This window comes from Cohnella fermenti (assembly GCF_004801405.1).
GTDB lineage: Bacteria > Bacillota > Bacilli > Paenibacillales > Paenibacillaceae > Cohnella > Cohnella fermenti.
Genome location: NZ_SSOB01000001.1, coordinates 438,344 through 453,774, shown reverse-complemented (window position 1 = coordinate 453,774; position 15,431 = coordinate 438,344). Strand labels below are relative to the sequence as shown.

Sequence of the window (15,431 nt, the reverse complement as noted above, 5' to 3'; positions counted from 1 at the left end):
AGATCTCCCCATTCCACGTTATAATTATAACGTGTAATGGCTAAGATTGGCAAGCCATAAATAGCAAAAAACCGCGATATTACGCGGATTTTGCGAAATCCACGTTATAATATCGCGGGGATTCAGGCTGAAAAACGAGTCGCAGCCTGCGCGGGCTGCGTGGATTGAAATACGTTGTTCCTCCTTTCAAACAGTTCTTGAATTCGTCGCAGCCTGCGCGGGCTGCGTGGATTGAAATCTGCAGCTCGGCAAGCTCGATCTCCTCCTTGAGCGTCGCAGTTCGCGCGGGCTGCGTGGATTGAAATGTTTACTTGCGGGATGTTGCTCCTGCATTCCTGCGGTCGCAGTTCGCGCGGGCTGCGTGGATTGAAATTCCGCCTCATGCAAGTAGTCATTCCACCACTCAGAGTCGCAGCTCGCGCGGGCTGCGTGGATTGAAATGTCTCCAGGTCGTCGATGATCCGCTGGACCGTAGTCGCAGCTCGCGCGGGCTGCGTGGATTGAAATGCAGATTATTTTCGTGGATATAATAGTTATTAGAAATCGCTTAAAACCATAGGGAGTGATTAAAATGAGTGAATTTTCGAACGATTTATCAATCAATTTATTCAATCCTCTATTTGACAATCCCAAAATAATACCTCACGCAACAGGTGTATATTGCATCACGACGAATTCAATAAATCAATTACCTTCCCCAATGCAATCGCTAAATTATTCATATCTTAATAGTCGCCCTGTAATTTATGTTGGAATTTCCAATAGAAGCTTAAGGACTAGAGATTATAGAAGTCATTTTAATGGAAATGCAAGAGGCTCTACACTTCGCAAGAGCCTGGGCTCTCTATTTGGATTGGAAAGAATTCAATCCAATAATGATATTGGAACGTCTAAATATAAATTCTCAAAAGCTGACGAATTGAAATTATCCGACTGGATGAAAGAAAATATTAATCTCCATTTTTTTGTTCATCCTGAACCTAGTCTAATAGAAAAGGAGGTAATTGATTATTTTAAACCTCCATTAAACATTAAGGATAATCATAATGTAGAAAATATTGAATTTAGAAGTTATTTAATGAATCTAAGGAAGTTTTGATTGTTTCTCAATGAAGGAAGCAAACAACACTACATTAACACATTAAATCATTGAGCCCTCGGTCCGATAGAAGTTCGTTCAGCCAGACACACCGTACTACCTAACCGCATCGTGGCCTCCCCTTCGTCTTAAGGTGGTGGGGCGTCGTGAATACAAGAATGTTATACGAAAGTCCACATGGGCGGAAAGTTCCTAAAGATATGCTATAATTTTTTTATAAGCTCAAGAATGAGGTGGATCCATGAATTGGGAAACATTAAGAAACCATTTTCCAGATCAGTGGGTGCTTTTCGAAGCAATAGAAGCTCATTCTGATAACGGTAGAAGATTGGTTGATCGAATAGCATTAATTAATCAATATGCAGAAGGCAAGGACGCTTTAAATGAATACAAACTAATTCATAAGACAGAACCTAACCGAGAATTATATGTTGCTCATACAAGCAAAACTGAATTAAACATTATAGAACGCAAATGGTTAGAAGTTCGGATATGAATACAGCAATTCAGCTTTCGAATAGCGATTTACCTTTTATTGAGATTACGGTGTATTACAATAATCAAAGCATAATACTACCTCAAGTATTAATAGATACAGGTTCCTCAAGTACGATCTTAAAATTAGATGTGTTGAAGAGATTGGGTTGACTGTCGAACTAGAAGATGTCTTAGATGCATTATGGGATAAATATCAATGGGATTATAGGAATGGATTTTTTATTAAAAGCAAAAGGGATAATTGACTTGAATGAATTAATATTGATTTGCAAGTAAAATCGGAAACAAATACCATAATATAACACAGCATTATCACTACAATTCACCCTACGGCCAGTTCGAAGCATCTTCAAAGTAGATTTGTACGAAGCTTGGAAGTCTGCTAGATCGTTACTCCCCATAATACTTTCCCTAACGGGACAATCTTAAATGGACAACTTCGATGATGCGCAGCAACATAGAAGCAAGCATTATATGGACAGCGTAACCTTAAGATTGTAAGCCACTTCAGTAGCAATCAAGTTCGTCCTATGATAAGACGTTACTCCACGGCAAGAAAGAGTCCGGATTTCATTATAGCTATACTCGTATTTGGCAGAAGAGAATGTATTCCCCTGTATGTCGATGGTAAAATGGAAATGTGTCTGATAGTACGGAGGCTGCGATAATAGCATACTTTCGGTCCAATGCCTTGGTGCGAATGGCAAGCTCACATGGTTTTCTGGGGGGATTCGCACCACGCACCACAACTGGGCTGGCAGGTTTTTGAGGGAAATTTTAGCTTCTCTTGTAGGTCCTTCTTTCTCCATTCGCACTTTTGCTGCCATTAGCCTTACTCTCGCAAGGGTTCGCTATAGGCGTCGTCGCAACCTGCACGGGTTGCGTGGATTGAAATCAGTTGTCGTAGCTCGGAATTCAGGGTCGCGGGTGTCGCAACCTGCACGGGTTGCGTGGATTGAAATAATAAGCAAGTCGCAACATTGGAATCCGCGAATCGTCGCAACCTGCACGGGTTGCGTGGATTGAAATTTCAGCGTTTCAGTTTTGCCGAGGCCGGGATCGCTATCGCAGTCTGCGAGGACTGCGTAGATTGAAATGCAGACCATTTTCCTAACAAATACTTAGTCGAACTTCCTGCAAGAACACAAAGGAGCAAAGAAGAATGGAAATTCAATTTAGACTTTTTGATCCTAATCATGATATTATTCCCTACGATCTATTACTACTTGCAGATCCGTCAAAGCAATTAATAGATGATTATTTTGCTCGCGGAATTTGCTTTTTGGCGTTCGTAAAGGAAGAACTGATTGGAGAATTTGTATTAATTCATACACACCCCATGACCTATGAGATCGTTAATATCGCTGTTAGGGAAGAATACCAAGGCAAAGGTATTGGAAAGCAGTTATTGCAAATTGCAATCGAAACAGCTCAAAAGCTAAATGCTAATGCAATTGAAATTGGGACGGGCAATTCAAGTCTGCAACAATTAAAGCTATATCAGAAAAGCGGGTTTAGAATAATAGGTATAGATCATGAATTCTTTATAAGGAATTATGAAGAAGAAATATATGAAGACGGAATTCAATGCCGGGACATGATCAGGCTTAAGAAAGAATTTTGAGAGCAAAGCAAGAAGACAGGAACATCATCTAACATAATGAGGTAGCGCCATGAATTGGGAAACATTAAGAAACCATTTTCCAGATCAGTGGGTGCTTTTCGAAGCAATAGAAGCTCATTCTGATAATGGTAGAAGAATCGTTGATCGAATAGCATTAATTAATCAATACGCAGAAGGCAAGGACGCTTTAAATGAATACAAACTAATTCATAAGGCAGAACCTAACCGAGAATTATATGTTGCTCATACAAGCAAGACTGAATTAAGTATTATAGAGCGCAAATGGTTAGGAATCCGGGTATGAATACAACAACTCAATTCTCAAATAGCGAATTACCTTTTTGAGAAAAATCGTTTTGTAGAGTTCAGGAGAAGTATGAGAGGAGGTTAGTTAAAATGCTAGATCCTATCAGGTACCCAATCGGCCTTTTTAAGCCCGTTGCTCATCTGTCCGCCAGTGATCGGAAGCTTGTTATTGCTCAGATGCCGGAGATAACGACGAAGCTTGGAAGCCTGTTGGCTCGTTGCTCCCCCCAGTTGCTCGACATTCCCTACCGGGACAACGGCTGGACAGTAAAACAGATTGTGCATCACATGGCGGATAACGATATGAACTCGTATCTGAGGTTCAAAAGAGCACTAACCGAGGACAAACCGATGGCCAACAGCTATAGAGAGGATCTATTCGCCGAGCAGAGCGATTACATGAGGATCGCCGTTGAAGACTCCCTTCTTTTGCTAAAGCTCCTACATAAGCGCTTCCATTTGCTATTGGAGAGGTTAACCGCCGCACAATTTCAAAGAACGCTGGTGACTTCGTTGCTGGGAGAGATCACATTAGATGTTGCGCTGCAACGATTCGTATGGCACGGCCAGCATCACACCGCGCAGATTGAGAACTTTTTGCTCAGCAAGTCCCTCTAGCTTAAGTGGGCAAATTCTGATATATAATTTGTTTTATAGCCATTCCCGAATTTAGTAAAAGAGGATTCATTATCCTGTATAACGATGGTAAAATGGTTCTGGATCTGCATAAACGCAGGCTGCGATAATAGCGTACTTTCGGTTTATTGCCTTGGTGCGAATGGCAAGCTCACATGGTTTTCCGGGGGGATTCGCACCACGCGCCACAACTGGGCTGGCGGGTTTTTGAGGGGATTTTTAGCTTCTCTTGGAGGTCTTTATTTCTCCATTCGCACTTTTGCTGCCCTGAGCCTTACTCCCGCAAGGGCTCGCTACAGGCGCTGTCGCAACCCGCATGGGTTGCGTGGATTGAAATTTCGCCGGCACAACCGCCTTAGCAACCGCGACCGTCGCAACCCGCATGGGTTGCGTGGATTGAAATTCCAAGAACTTCGTTACATACGACCCCTCGGCCGAGTCGCAACCCGCATGGGTTGCGTGGATTGAAATTCGTAGAAGGCCTGGTACTGGTCATCGTTATATTCGTCGCAACCCGCATGGGTTGCGTGGATTGAAATTATCAATCTCCGTTGATATATGTGTAACCCATTCTCCGTCGCAACCCGCATGGGTTGCGTGGATTGAAATCCTAAGCCGTTCGAATGCGGCCCCGATCGCGTCGCAACCCGCATGGGTTGCGTGGATTGAAATATCAAGTTGGTTGCTCACCCAGGAGCCGGCGCCGCGGGTCGCAACCCGCATGGGTTGCGCGGATTGAAATATCAGTCCATTTCCGGCATCAACATTGGTAACATAGTCGCCCCCAATACGGGGCGTGGATTGAAATAGTGCTTGCTGCAACGCGAGACATCCGTCTTGGAGTTCTAGCTCAGCTTGAACCAAGGAGGCCCACAAAATGAGAATCGCGTTCGTTGTCTTTAACGGCATTACGTTCTTGGATTTTATCGGATTCTACGATGTGATCTACAGGCTTAATCTGTTCGAGGAAACGAAGGGAACCACTTGGGATATCTGCGGCTTATCGGAAGAAGTATCGGATGAGCTTGGATTAGCGATCAAGGTGAATAAAATCCACCCGGATCTCTCCGAGTACGATATGGTTTATGTTCCGGGAGGAAAGGGAACAAGAAGGCTGCGATTCGACGAAGAATTCGTGTCATGGCTGAGAACAGCCGAACGTGTCCCGTATAAAGTGTCCGTCTGCACGGGGGCGCTTCTTCTTGGAGCAGCCGGTATGCTAAGAGAAAAGCATGCAACAACCAACCCCAACGCCTATGAGCTTCTGAAACCCTATTGCAAGGAACTAGTCAGAGCGCGAATTGTCAAGGACGGACAAACCATAACGGCTGGCGGAGTGGCGACATCGATCGACCTTGCCTTGTATATCGTAGGCCTCCTGGTCAACCACCAAGCCGTAGAGACCGTTAAACAACAGATCGACTATCCATATTCGGCACAAGAGATTGTGGAGATTTCCAAGTGAAAGCCGATCAGACTGGGGTAAGGTCTGCTTAGCGAATAAGAGGTGCCCTCTTGAGAATTCGAATTATCGGATCATGCGGAAGCGGCAAGTCGACGCTGGCCAAGCAATTATCGGGGCACTACGGTATCCCCTATTACGAGATTGATAATGTGATCTGGGACAGAAGCGAAGACGGCCTTAAGTACCCCGAGCAGGTTAGAGATGCGACATTCCAAGCCATTCTGGACTCGGAATCATGGATCGTCGAGGGGGTCCAATATAAGGAGTGGACACTGACTTCCATCGCGATAGCCGACTTTGTTTTTGTTCTGAATCCCCATGTGTATGTGCGCGATTATCGAATCGTTAAACGGTTTATTCTGTCCCGAACCGGCATCCGTCCATGGAATTACAAGCAATCTCTCAGCAACCTGCGGAAAATGTTAGTAGAGTGGAATCATCGGTATGATGTGCAACAAGTTATTGATCTCGTTAAACAGTACCGCCAAACTCCTCACATCGTACGAAGCAGGCGCGACGTCATGAATGTATTAGCTGATGAATTCCCTGCATGTCGATGTTAAAATGAATCTGAACCTGGATGAGCGGCGGCTCCGATAATATCGGACTTTCGGTCCAAAGCCTCGTCTTGGTGCGAATGGCAAGCTCACATGGTTTTCCGGGGAGATTCGCACCTCGCGCCACAACTGGGCTGGCGGGTTTTTGAGGGAATTTTTAGCTGCTCTTGGAGGGCTTTCTTTCTTCATTCGCACTTTTGCTGCCCTGAGCCTTACTCTCGCAAGGGCTCATCTGCGTCGCTGTCGCAACCCGTTCGGGTTGCGTGGATTGAAATAGATCCTCGCTGCTAATATCGACCTTGTCCTTGATGTCGCAACCCGTACGGGTTGCGTGGATTGAAATGACCTCATAACCGAAGTAATTACTAGAGGAATCGCGTCGCAACCCGTACGGGTTGCGTGGATTGAAATGATTCGCGGACGGGGCAGGTGTTACGGCGGTGGAGTCGCAACCCGTACGGGTTGCGTGGATTGAAATAGCCGATCAAGTGTGGGTTGCACAGCCTCATTCGTCGCAACCCGTACGGGTTGCGTGCATTGAAGTGAGCACCTCCTTTTGCCATTCCTCTGTCGCTGTCATAACCAGAACAGGATGCGTGTTATTAAAGGGAGCATAACTGAGAATCTCATATAGCGCACCCTTAAATCATATCCCCTTCCTTATGACAAGCAGAAAAAAAGCCGTATCAGCCAACGGCTGGCACGGCTTCTTTCTTGCCCGTCTCCTTCACCTTTCTTTGTTCACCGAATCCGGAGCATCTTCCTGAATGCGATGCAGTACATCTTTGAATTCGCTGCGATGTGTTTTTTCTATTCTGTTCTGTTTAAACCACTGATGAGATGCGGAGTCATTGATTCCTGAACTCGAGGCGTTGTTCTTCGAGTCAATGAAGGGATAAGTTACCCGACTGTGCTTACTACTAGTCCAGTTCGCGATCCGTTGAAGATCTTGCATAGGCTTGGTAAGACTGAGCTTGTTCACCGGCAGCCGATCGGCCTCATAGTCGGTCAACAGCCATTCCCCCGTGACCGGATCAATTGTCCGCACCTTGATCTCTGCAGTCTTGATCCGCACACTTCCGAAGCCAATCGGCTTCCCGCGCCCGATCTTGTGAGCGCAATCGGAATCATTGAACGTTAAGGTCCAGCAGAGCCTCGCCAATTCATCTTCCGTTACTCGGTCGAAGTAAAGTCGGAACTTAAACACAACGTTGTCCTTGACCGGACGAACACGCTGCCTCATGCTCGACAGTTCGACTTCGGCATGAACGCCCGGCTCGCTATGCCAATAAAACTTGCGGCCCCTGAGTTGAATGTCCTTGCTCGACAGGAACTGAAGGTTGGTTCCTACTCTCTTGTAATCATAGGTCCAGTATTCGTACTTGGGACTAAATGATCTCACTTGATTGTTGAGATGGTACGTGTAGAATTCAACGGCGCTCGGCTTCGGTTCACCAAGCTCCGGCCATACTGTATCTTGCATAAAAAATCGACTTGCATCGCCGTCTGCTTGCTCTTCAACTCTGGCGTCCGATATGCGAACACGCGAAGCGATTGAGGTCGTCCCCGTCATGCCGAACAAGACGCAGACCGGGCACACGTTCCCCCGATCCTGACATGGCTCATATTCGCCATGCTCGTGAAGCAACTGCTTAATACTGGTATCGAATACTTCCTGAGACATCATCGCTGGCGTGAAGTATGCTGCCATATCATTGCCTTGATTATCCTTATAAGGCTCGTAGTAAACCGGAATCCATCTGTTTAATGGCAGGTTCTCTAAATCCCCGACATACCTGATATAAGCCTCGTATTGATTATGACCCTCGGTCTTGGTCTTAAATTCTCCGTTCTTATAGCCATTTAATAGCCGCTTGAATCGCTTGATTTCTCTCTCACTAACCCCAACAATCATTTTACCAGGCACAAATGCCGACTCTTTCGTCTTCTTGCCGAAGAATTCTCCTTTGTGAAAATACGCTTCTTGCTCGTATCTCCCTTGTCTGTACTCTCGAAAATCTCTATCTCCTCTCTGGTGTCGATCAAGGTAAATCTTTTGCCCTTCAACCAGCTTTTTTGTTCGCCATTTCTTCAATCCCTCACGGCTGCACTCCAGCAACTCCCATTCACCCGAACAATTCCTGCGGAGCAAGCCCGGCTTCTTGATCTTGTTGGTTCGGCGATGCAACAGGCGATTTAGGTCAACGGACGACATACAGCCGTTGAAGGCCGCCTCGTGCACGCTCCGAATGACGCCTCGCAGCTCAGAACCGGGGATGACCGGTTGCTGATAGCGGTCGTTAGCTGCCCCCTTGTTGTCTGTGCCAAGGTCGGCATAGGAGTAGAAGTCATAGCTCGCCCCTTCCTGTTCCACCTCCTTATGAAGCGCCTTATCATTCGAGGTATTGGGAATAAAAATCGGTGTTAGCGTAGTCAGCTCACATTGAATATAACCAGTCAGAGTCTTGTCCCCCGTTCCTCCCTTCTGTAACGGCGAACGACGACATTTTCCTTCGAAGGGCACGAAATTGTAGGGATTGACGAAGTTATAAGTCATGCCTGCGCTCCTCCTTGCTTCTTCAGGTAGTCCTGCCAATCGACCAAGGCAACCATCCGCTCGTCCACGAACCGATATAGACTGTTGGCCTCCTCGCCCGGCTCGAGGGCCGGATGCTGACGATGGAACTGGATATAGTGGCGCACCGCTACTCCATATTCAACACAACCTGTTTGCCCATAAGGAAGATATATGGACGTGCCTCTCCCGGATTGCAGCCAGGTCCATCCATTCGGATCGGTTCCAGATCGGGAGATGCCCCACAGCTTATGTGTCTCATCCAACACATCAATAGGTTTCTCTGCAGCTTCATCGAGACGATAACGCCAACGGAATCGCTCATCGACTCTCGTCGCCTTGAATTCACCCAGCTCATGGAACAGTCTCAGCTCTTGAACATGCAATAGATTCTCCAATTGGTGTAAGGCTCGATCCAGTCCTATCATTATCGTCCCCTGTTCCCAACGGCCGAAAGCTACAGCATGGTCAAGAATGACGTAGGCATATATGGTGGGGATACGGCTAAGCAACCTAGCCGCTGCGGCCAAAACTTCAGAATCATCACCTTCCCCTCGATGAACCATACTTCCGGACAATGACATCAGATTCATTCGCCAGCTCTCCTTTCAAAGCTTTCTCGAAGCCATCGCAGTGCCTCCGCGCCGCAAGTCGCTTCCCGGCCATCAAGCGGCTCCCGATCAAGCAGGATCGGACCCTGCCTGCTCAATATTCCGCGCCCTATGCCGCTCTCTCCGCCGATCGACAGCAAGCCGTTCTCCATGTCCCGAATTGCCCAGATCAGCAGACCACAGATCGCTTCGCAGGACGGCTCCGCTAAAGTTGGAAGTGCCGACTCCCGCCAGCGAATGATCAATTCGGTCGTCCCTCCTGCCCATGGACGTGTCGTGAACAAGGCCCCCGATACGACGCCGCCGGTGAATCGATCGATTGCAGTACGGGTTGTCGGCAACGATACTCCTCCGGTCACGATGGATTCTTCCACTCTTAATCGCGATGCCGTCAATGATTGGAGTGTGTTTCCCCATTGCTCTTCGTCTGACCGCGGGCCGAACAGTTCTCTCATCGCTTCGGCTGCAAGCTCTGTTGATGCCAATATCTCCTCCAATAGAAAAGTGAGCTGCCGCCGAATCGCTCCTGCCCAACTTGTTCCGGGAATGACGGCCTGCCGCATACCGTCCAACTCCCCCAGAAGCTGACCGTAATCCTCCTTGACCGAATCGACGATATACTCTCTAATCATCAACGTCTGAGCAACTCCCAGCTTAACCCTTAGCTCATGCCAGATTGTCAACCTCTCAAGTGCTTGTCTTCCGCTGTTGCTCCGCAATACGCTGTGCCCTCGTTCCCAAATCAATTGCTTGTCGAAGCGATCCCAATCCCAATCCAGCCAAGCCATGCTTGATTCCTGCCCCCCGGTACCGATATGCCGGAAGCTCTTCAGACGCACCGATTCGACGCGCAACCGCCCGTAGCCGCGATTCGCCTTGGCTCCCAGCGTCAACGTACCCTCTGCAAGCGCGTCAATAAGCGCACAGATCAGCGCCTCCTCTACCTCCTCGCGTCCTCGGTCGTTCTCGCGCACAAGCCATTCCAACCGAATCCGACAGGCGGTGCCGCTGTCAATGGTCTGTACCGTATAGCGAGCCTGATCTACAGCCGTCTTGAAGCGATCCAGCTTCACGCCGTCCCTGCGGGATATCGCCGCCGCGTTGCCGCTTCCGGCTTCAGAAGCAGTGAACCGTACATGATTGCAGTACAATCGACTTCTGTATCCGCCATCCGTGCCGAACAAAGCCTTAATCTCCTCTTCATGATCGAAGCTCGCCAGCAGATAATGCCGGAACGCCCCGGCTATAGAACTACCAGGCAGATAAGGCCGCCCCTCCGCGTCAAGCACAAGATCATTGTCCGTCTCCTCATCCAGACCGGAACCGGCAGTCAATGGAGAAACCAAAGTACCTTCAATCGATAGATAGAATCGCTTGATGATTGGATTGGTCACGGCTGCTTCCTCGCTTTCAATTCCAGAGTGCGCAGGTACCCTCGGATGAACTCCTCTGTCTGTTGCTCGCAGGGCTCGACCTGCCGCAAGCATAGCTGCCTCAGTTCCCCATCCATAATCTGTTCTATCCGGTTGAGCAGAGATGCATAGCTTCGGCCACCAGCCTCAAACCAAGCCATGAGCTGCCTGATCTTCGTTGATCCGATCTTCAACTCCTGCTTGCCGGCTTCATCGGCGCCCGCTTGCGCCCCTGTGCGGCGAGTCGCCCCTTCCGTTCGAACCCGCCGAAGCCATTGAACAAGCAGATGCGTCTCAACCTCAGATTCGCTCACCTCCGCTGCCGGTCCCAAAGGTTCCGTCTTCATGCTCTCCAGTCGGAAAGATGGTCCATCTCCCCAGTTAACACCCTCTCCTTCGAATTCGTCGATCGCTACAAATCGAATTTGCCCTTCTCCCTCTCCCGTGTTCCAGCCCCACAGCGACCGTTCCAATCGCTCGGCCGTCTCTGGCCGATTCAACCGAACAAGAAGTGTGGAACCGGCATCCAGCGCCTCGCGCTGCGACTTGGGCAGCCGCCACTTGGCATTAAAGCCCGACAGGACCGTATAGCGAAGCCGGGCTTGCTTCAAGAGAACTTCGCATTCTAGCCTCTCCCCCATCTGTTCCAGCAACCAACGAGGGTTGGGGTCCGGACGCCCGTCCTGATCCAGCAAGAACAACGGGGTAATCAGATGAAGAGCGAAGAGGGTTGCTCGTGCCCCATCCTTCTTCCCCGACGGCAACAGCGGCGCGAGGCGATCCCCGCCCGGTACGAACCGAACGTTGCCATACTCGGCCGTTCGCGCCCTTCCAAGCCTTAAGCGGCTGCCGCGTTCCTGTGCCAATTCCAGAAGCAGACTCACATCCTCCGCCCTGCCTCGCAGCAAACCGTAGAAGGTCTGGCCCGGCGCAATCGACTCATACTGGTACAACTGCCCTCCATCCGGCGATTCCGTGGCTCCTGCGTTCTCCAACCCCCGTGATTGTTCAACTGCCGCTTCCCCGCCAATCGCTCGTCCCAGAGCCCGATTGGCTGCCCTCGCGTGATGCATTCGCACCTGCTTAAGCACTTGGTGGCAGAAGAGCCGTCCTTGCTCCCGATAAACGAACGATCCGATGGCCCGAAGGACGCCCCCTTCCGGCGAGGAACGTTCATTCAGATCGAAGCCGTGATCGGTGTTCTTCTCCCGCTGCCAGGACAAGGGGCAAGGAACGAATACCGCATCACCCACAAGCGGAAGAGCATACCCGAACTGAACCCCTCCTCGGAGGAAAATCCGGGCGAACCGCTCATCCTCGTGAGCCCTGTCGCCAAGTCGGTACGCCCGTATGTACAGGCCCGCGAACGCTCCAAGCAAGGCACCGCCAGGAATCCAGTTGTCGCTGCTCCCCCCCAGCCCGGTGCGCCCCGCCATCATAATCGGCTGCTCCAATTCCAAGCGGAAGGGAACGATATCCACCTCTGGTCCTTCTATCGAAGGAAAGTGAGCATATGCTGTATCTTCCGTCTGATTAGTCTCTTCCAGTTCAGACAGAGTACAGCGAACTTCGCCACTCCCCCTTGTGTTGGCCAGCCCGAGACGTCGCAGCCCTTTGGCACATAGGCACAGCGTCTCTTCCAATTCCGCCGGATCTGCCGCGCCGCTCGTATCTATCTCGATCCTGCTGCGCAAGACAAGCCCCTCGCGAGCGGCTCGCATCGTTCTTAAAGCATGGACCTTCGCCGAGCCCGTCATCTGATCCACTGCCGTGCGTGTGTATAGATCGGTGAAGGAGGACAGAATATCTTGTTCCGTCCATTGCTCTTGCTTCAACTGCGCCTGCAATGCATCATATTCGTCAATGACAATCGGGCCGTTCGCAGTTGGAACCTTGTACAGGTGAGCATCTAACACATGCAGGCGGGAACTTGTCGGTTGTCCTGGAACACCGAAGAGCGCCCTCAATCGATCGGGTGTCAGCACTCCCCAATCCTCCAGTTCTCGCCCGACATCCAGCAAACTGCCCTTCAGCCGCTTGGCCGGAACGGTCGGCAATCCACGGTCATGAGCAATCTCGATATCAATCAGACCGCTCGACGTATCGCCGGTTGCCGTGCACAGCTCACTTCGCAGCTCAATCTCCAGCCACCTGGTCCTCATGCCAACACCTCCCCGGCTTCCATTTGATTCGGAGAATGCTCCCACACCCAGCTCTCGAACCGTCCCAACAGCTCCAACGCGTCAATCAATGCTAGCGGTACCGTGCCAGACTCATCCCAATCCGGACATATCTGATTCAACGTGTACCCGCGAGAGCCACACTCCTTTAAATACATGTCCAACTCTCCCGGTTCACCAAGCAGGACAGCATATAGCTGTTCCAGTCTTCCTCTCGGCCAGGCCCCGTCTCCCAGCTTGTCCAGACACTTCGCGAGCCAGGACAAGTCATCCACTCGGCCCGCATCGTCGTTCCTCGTCGAGATGCGGAACGGCCTGGCGTACCTTTTCTCATGCCGCTCATGATGCGGATTGCTTCCTTGGACGATTTTAAAATCGAGATATGCGTCGGTCCCTCCCTCCTGCACCCTCTTTCGCTTGGCCTGCTGACAGCATTCCTCCGCCACTTCGTACGCGATCCGGAATGGAAAATGGCTGTGTACCAGAGCAACGCCAGCGCAAGACGATACCGACAACTCACCCGATTCGTCAAACGAATGGCTCTCCAGCTTGCGCAGAAGCCGTGCAGCCAACGGTATCCCCCATTCTCCCAAACAAATGAAGGTGATATCATCTCCATCCAGAATAAGCGGGCGAATCGGCAGCTGTTTCTTCCACAGCTTCAAGCTCTCCTCGGGCATCGCTGCCTCGATCTCGGCGACAGTCAGATCAAACAATCGCCGGTAGGTCGACGTTAGCTGCTTGGATATTGTCCTCATCTCCGCAACGGCTTCCGAATAGCCTCTCCCTCTCCACTGTCGCAGCCGTTCCCCGATCTGTCGCCCCATGCCGTTGCCATCCAGGTGGACAACTGCGACATAACTGTCCTCTCCATTGCCTTTGATCAAATCCTTCATCTCGAGCGCCCACTTCCCCATCCCCTCGGCAGCCTCGATCTCAGAAACCATATTCTTCGCCACGTCATGTCCTGCTGCCAGCTTTAACCGCTGCAGTGTGGACACGGGACGCTTGACGTGACTATCGTAACCAGTAATGGGAAGACCGGAATCTCCATCCTGCTCAGACACCGGGAACGCGCCCGGCGGTTGCGGACGAATCGCCCGGTTCTTGATCGTCTCCATTCGCAGCTCCAGCTTCTCCTTGTCCTGATAGAAGTCCTCGAGCTCCGACGGGATCGCAGCAACGGCAAGATGTAGCGTATAGCTCGTCTCCAGCAATCTTCGCGCCAGATGCTCGTTCACCGCATGATAATCCTCAATGTCGCGATAGACCACAATAGCACTGCCCCCACCGTTGTAAACAACTTCAATCGCCACCTCGGCTTGTTCCCCAATGCTGAAGCGGGTTGTCCCCTCCCAGTCCGAGATGATCCGGATTCCCTCGCGTCTTCTCGACTCCAGCGCCTCCGGCAGACCCTTCTTCAGCACCTGCCCGACAATTCGGGAGGCCCCAATGTTCTCTCTCATACGATTGGATTGGAAAATGTACCCTTGAATTCCGCTGATACTATACATTGTGACGATCATGCCTTCGTTCCTCCCCCGGATGTGCCCGTCTTGTTGCTCATGCCTTGTTTGACTCGCTTGAACAGGTTGGCGTAAGCGCGATGAGGGAAGAACAACGGATTGTTGATCAGCATCAGCAACTGGTTCAACTGGTAGGTGAGGGACAGGATGACGTTCTCTTCCCCGTTCGAATCGACTCGAAGATCGGCAAGGGTTCGTTCTTTGTTAGCGTTGTCCTTGAGCAGTCTGAACTCTGGAACGCCCTCGTCGCTAAATTCGTTGACTTCCCCCACCCGATGGTTAAGCAAGTGGCTCCAATATGCATAGTTCTGTGTTAATTTCGGAATATACAACTCCAATTTCTCGCTCTTGTTCACATTCAGAATGATGTCGAAGGCCTCTATAACCGATTCTTTCGGGAGTGACTTCATCATCGCGCATAGAATCAGGATCGGACGGGTTGAGGTCTGCGGTTTCTCCTTGGCTGGGAGGCTATTGTCTTTTAATCCGCTAATGACTCTGGCAACGGAATCGAGTGAAGTGTGCAATTCTCTTATGGATGCGGCCCATTCGGGAACCCCCTTGACACTTGTGCTCTTGCATTGAATGGCTACGGCGACCGCCTCGATCGGAATGTATTTGATCTTCCCGTATCGGAAAATATAAGGAGTATACTGTTCATCGAAAATGGCGATATCAACCTCGTTTGAGATGGTTCCGTTGGAATCGATAATGAACACATTCTGATCCACGCAGAACTTGCGGGGCACGATCTGCTCGAACAATCCCTTCCAGATCGCCTCCCGATGCGATCCCGTCGTGTACGGGCTGTTCGGCGAATTCAAGTTCAGTTGGCTCGCGTGCGAGGCGGCCAAATCTTCGTAATTCTGAACAATCGCTTCCAGAACCTTATAATGTCCGGATGCCCGATCAATGTCCTTCTGCATCTTCATTCGTATCCCC

13 protein-coding genes and 1 CRISPR repeat array are annotated in these 15,431 nt (G+C 50.1%); of the genes, 7 read left to right on the top strand and 6 right to left on the bottom strand.

Features of this window, described 5'->3' with window-relative positions; all coding sequences use genetic code 11:
- Positions 1-571: 571 nt before the first annotated feature.
- The 7 genes from E6C55_RS01660 to E6C55_RS01630 all read left to right on the top strand — a co-directional run bounded on the left by E6C55_RS01660 (position 572) and on the right by E6C55_RS01630 (position 6,191).
- Positions 572-1,099 (top strand): GIY-YIG nuclease family protein, encoded by a 528-nt coding sequence (locus E6C55_RS01660; RefSeq protein WP_136368017.1) that lies wholly within the window; start codon positions 572-574, stop codon positions 1,097-1,099.
- A gap of 241 nt (positions 1,100-1,340) precedes the next feature.
- On the top strand, positions 1,341-1,595 hold the full coding sequence (locus tag E6C55_RS01655; protein WP_136368016.1) for a hypothetical protein: 255 nt from the start codon (positions 1,341-1,343) through the stop codon (positions 1,593-1,595).
- Positions 1,596-2,759: 1,164 nt separating this feature from the next.
- Complete coding sequence (locus E6C55_RS01650; protein ID WP_136368015.1) at positions 2,760-3,221, top strand: GNAT family N-acetyltransferase; 462 nt, start codon at positions 2,760-2,762, stop codon at positions 3,219-3,221.
- Positions 3,222-3,270: 49 nt separating this feature from the next.
- A complete protein-coding gene (locus E6C55_RS01645; protein ID WP_136368014.1) occupies positions 3,271-3,525 on the top strand; it encodes a hypothetical protein in 255 nt (84 codons plus the stop codon).
- A 92-nt stretch (positions 3,526-3,617) separates the two neighbouring features.
- A complete protein-coding gene (locus tag E6C55_RS01640; RefSeq protein WP_136368013.1) occupies positions 3,618-4,145 on the top strand; it encodes a YfiT family bacillithiol transferase in 528 nt (175 codons plus the stop codon).
- A gap of 322 nt (positions 4,146-4,467) precedes the next feature.
- Positions 4,468-4,906: a CRISPR direct-repeat array (repeat unit 34 nt; unit sequence GTCGCAACCCGCATGGGTTGCGTGGATTGAAATT).
- Between the two features lie 134 nt (positions 4,907-5,040).
- Complete coding sequence (locus tag E6C55_RS01635) at positions 5,041-5,628, top strand: DJ-1/PfpI family protein (RefSeq protein ID WP_136368012.1); 588 nt, start codon at positions 5,041-5,043, stop codon at positions 5,626-5,628.
- 50 nt (positions 5,629-5,678) lie between these two features.
- Positions 5,679-6,191, top strand: coding sequence for a P-loop NTPase family protein (locus E6C55_RS01630; protein WP_136368011.1), 513 nt, complete (start codon positions 5,679-5,681; stop codon positions 6,189-6,191).
- Between the two features lie 721 nt (positions 6,192-6,912).
- On the opposite strand, the gene E6C55_RS01625 is transcribed toward E6C55_RS01630, so the two are convergent.
- Genes E6C55_RS01625 through E6C55_RS01600 form a run of 6 tightly spaced genes read right to left on the bottom strand, consistent with a single transcriptional unit; the run spans position 6,913 to position 15,421 of the window.
- A complete protein-coding gene (locus E6C55_RS01625; RefSeq protein ID WP_136368010.1) occupies positions 6,913-8,742 on the bottom strand; it encodes an RAMP superfamily CRISPR-associated protein in 1,830 nt (609 codons plus the stop codon).
- Positions 8,739-9,353, bottom strand: coding sequence for a type III-D CRISPR-associated protein Csx19 (csx19, locus tag E6C55_RS01620; protein ID WP_136368009.1), 615 nt, complete (start codon positions 9,351-9,353; stop codon positions 8,739-8,741). Before csx19 ends, E6C55_RS01625 begins: the two co-directional genes overlap by 4 nt.
- Complete coding sequence (locus E6C55_RS01615; protein WP_168735397.1) at positions 9,350-10,765, bottom strand: RAMP superfamily CRISPR-associated protein; 1,416 nt, start codon at positions 10,763-10,765, stop codon at positions 9,350-9,352. The genes csx19 and E6C55_RS01615 overlap by 4 nt, the downstream gene beginning before the upstream one ends.
- A complete protein-coding gene (locus E6C55_RS01610; RefSeq protein WP_136368007.1) occupies positions 10,762-12,945 on the bottom strand; it encodes a hypothetical protein in 2,184 nt (727 codons plus the stop codon). Before E6C55_RS01610 ends, E6C55_RS01615 begins: the two co-directional genes overlap by 4 nt.
- On the bottom strand, positions 12,942-14,489 hold the full coding sequence (locus E6C55_RS01605; RefSeq protein ID WP_136368006.1) for a Cas10/Cmr2 second palm domain-containing protein: 1,548 nt from the start codon (positions 14,487-14,489) through the stop codon (positions 12,942-12,944). The genes E6C55_RS01610 and E6C55_RS01605 overlap by 4 nt, the downstream gene beginning before the upstream one ends.
- Positions 14,486-15,421 (bottom strand): DUF6602 domain-containing protein, encoded by a 936-nt coding sequence (locus tag E6C55_RS01600; RefSeq protein WP_136368005.1) that lies wholly within the window; start codon positions 15,419-15,421, stop codon positions 14,486-14,488. Before E6C55_RS01600 ends, E6C55_RS01605 begins: the two co-directional genes overlap by 4 nt.
- Positions 15,422-15,431: the final 10 nt, after the last annotated feature.